Consider the following 2,820-nt stretch of genomic DNA (forward strand, 5'->3'; position numbering starts at 1 on the left):
GCGCCTCACCGACAAGGAGAACCGGGTGGGCAGGCTGGTCATCCCGGAAGGCCGCCAGCTCGACGACACCACCGACATGAAGACCAACGAGGTGACCGCGGGCATCTTCTCGCTGATCTCCCAGGCCACCTGCGTCGACCTGAACGGGAACCGGCGGTGCGTGCCGGTGGCCGACCTGCGCTCAGCGGCCGCGGCCGGTACGCCGGTACAGCTGTCGGTGCCCGCGTGGGCAGCCCAGCGGGTCACCGCGATGGGCCACGACCATCGCCGGATCGAGGGCCTGATCGCCCCGGGCACGTGGAACGTCGACCCGTTTGCTCCGGCCGAGAAGATGCTGGCGACCCTGATCGGCTCCGGCACCGCCGGCTACTGGCAGTCCGGACTGGACAGCCCCGCTGCTGCCACTGCTGCCCTGCAGATTTCGCCGTACGACGTGCTGGTGGTGGCGTCGCTGGTGCAGCGGGAATCCGATCCGGCCGACTTCGGCAAAGTGGCCCGGGTCATCTACAACCGCCTGCACGAGCACCGCACCCTGGAGTTCGACTCGGCGGTCAACTACCCGCTGGACCGCCGGGAGGTCGCCACCAGCGACGCCGACCGCGCCCTGCGTACACCGTGGAACACCTATCTGCTGCGTGGGCTGCCGGCCACCCCGATCTGCTCGCCGGGGGAGGAGGCGCTGGCCGCGGCCGAGCATCCGGAGCCGGGAGACTGGCTGTATTTCGTCACCGTCGACAAGCAGGGCACGACGCTGTTCACCCGGGATTACCAGGAGCATCTGGAAAACATCGAGCTGGCGAAGCACAACGGTGTCCTCGACAGCTCCAGGTAGGCCAGGTAGGCCAGTTAGGCCAGGTAGGCCAGGTAGGCCAGGCAGGCCAGGCACCAAAGCCCCCCGAAAGGCAGGAGTGCTCGGCTCGCCGATCGCGCACTCCCGCTCGCCGCAGCTGCATCTGGCCGCCTACCGGGCACTGGGTCTGCGCGACTGGACCTATGACCGCATTGAGTGTGGAGCGAGCGAATTACCTACGGTGGTCAGCGGTTTCGGGCCGGAATGGGTTGGCGTGTCGGTGACCATGCCGGGCAAGTTCGCCGCGTTGGCCTTCGCAGACGAGCGCACCGCGCGGGCAGAACTGGTCGGTTCGGCCAACACCCTGGTGCGCACCGCGACCGGCTGGCTGGCCGACAACACCGACGTGGACGGGGTGACCGGTGCACTCGGCCCGGTATCGGGGCAGGCGGTGGTGCTGGGGTCGGGCGGCACCGCGCCGGCGGCGGTGGTGGCGCTGGCCGAGCTCGGCGCCGACGGCATCACCGTCGTGGCGCGCAACCCGGACAAGGCCGCCCGGGTGGTGCAACTGGCCGCGGAAGCCGGTGTGCCGGCCCGGTTCTGCGGATTGGACGACCCGGACGATCCGGCGCTGGCCGACACGATCGCAGCTACGGCGGTGCTGGTCAGCACGCTTCCGGCCGACGTGGCCATGTACTATGCGCCGGCGCTGGCGTCCGTTCCGCTGCTGCTGGACGTGATCTACGACCCGTGGCCGACGCCGCTGGCGGCGGCGGTGAGCGCCGCGGGCGGGACGGTGATCAGCGGCCTGCAGATGCTGTTGCATCAGGCCTGCACCCAGGTGGAGATGTTCACCGGGCTGCCGGCGCCGCGGCAGGCGATGACTTGCGCGCTGGCCCAGCCGGGCTAACCTGCCCCCATGCAGGTGGGGGTGGGGCCGGTATCGCTGTGGCTGGCGTGGCTGGTTGCGCTGAGCGGCTACGACATCCGGCAGCGACGACTGCCCAACTGGCTGACCCTGCCCGGTGCGGCGGCGGCGCTGCTGTATGCCGGCGTTGCCGGTCGCGGTATGCCGGCGCTTGCCGGTGCGGCGGCGTTGGGCGCGGTGTATCTGCTGGTGCACCTGGCCGGTCCGGCCGCGCTGGGGGCCGGCGACGTGAAGTTGGCGTTCGGTGTGGGTGCGCTGACCGGCTTCTTCGGTGTCGACGTGTGGATGTTGGCGGCTCTGGGCGCACCGTTGCTGACCGCGGTGTGGGCGCTGGTCGCGATGGCTCTGCACAGTGGGCACAGTGGGCGCCGGGGCGTACCGCATGGACCGTCGATGTGCCTGGTCAGCGCGGCGACGGTGGCGCTGGCGGTGTGCTGAGCCGAAACGTGGGCAAAAACCAGCGCCGTGATCAAACTTTAACCAATTCCGGTTGCCATTCAGCCGACTATCAGCTACTATTTGAGTTTAGGTGTGTGCAGCGGTTGGTGTTCAAAGGAGGTGACCGTGAAGCGAGCCGTCATGGCAGGTATTTCCGCTGGTGCGGTCGCTGTGGGCACCGGTCTCATCGTCATCGACTCGACGCCGGCATCCTTGCCCGACGTCGAGATTCCGGCGATTTCGCTCTCCAACGCCGAGGGTCTGGACCCGAACGCGGTGTGGCTCGACCTGTTCTCACAGGCCTCCGGTAACAATCCCGCAGGTGTCGGCACCGGCGCGGTGGAACTCGGACCAGCCTCAGTGCCGGTACCCAGCGAGCCGCCGCTGGTCGTGATCGATCCGCAGGGGCAGGCCCAGGACTTCGAGGGCATCCTCGACCGTGTCGTCGCCAAGATGGGCAATCCGCTGGACAACGTGACCTCGGCCATCAACGGCCCCGGCGCGGTCACCTATCTGATCCTCGGCGACGGCAACGGCGGTTCCTAAGATTCCTGGCTGCTGCCGACGGCTGCCGGCGGCAGCCGGCCAGGTCCGGTCGCAGCACCCAGCATGGGAAGATGGGACACGTGCTGCGTTGGACCACCGCCGGTGAATCCCACGGCCG

The 2,820-nt window shown here is 69.0% G+C and carries 4 protein-coding genes; all 4 read left to right on the forward strand.

What is annotated here, in order from left to right:
* Window positions 1-832: endolytic transglycosylase MltG (locus tag AC2VON_RS22360; RefSeq protein ID WP_486954826.1), on the forward strand; the 832-nt coding region annotated here is incomplete at its 5' end.
* Window positions 810-1,700: a shikimate dehydrogenase gene (locus AC2VON_RS22365; RefSeq protein WP_486954827.1), complete on the forward strand. Its 891-nt coding sequence runs from the start codon at window positions 810-812 to the stop codon at window positions 1,698-1,700. The genes AC2VON_RS22360 and AC2VON_RS22365, both read left to right, overlap by 23 nt.
* A 9-nt stretch (window positions 1,701-1,709) precedes the next feature.
* On the forward strand, window positions 1,710-2,156 hold the full coding sequence (locus AC2VON_RS22370; protein ID WP_486954828.1) for a prepilin peptidase: 447 nt from the start codon (window positions 1,710-1,712) through the stop codon (window positions 2,154-2,156).
* 126 nt (window positions 2,157-2,282) lie between these two features.
* The gene (locus tag AC2VON_RS22375) at window positions 2,283-2,702 is read left to right on the forward strand and encodes a hypothetical protein (protein WP_486954829.1); all 420 of its coding nucleotides are present in this window, start codon (window positions 2,283-2,285) and stop codon (window positions 2,700-2,702) included.
* Window positions 2,703-2,820: the final 118 nt, after the last annotated feature.

This window comes from Mycobacterium sp. TH-M82 (genome assembly GCF_057473605.1).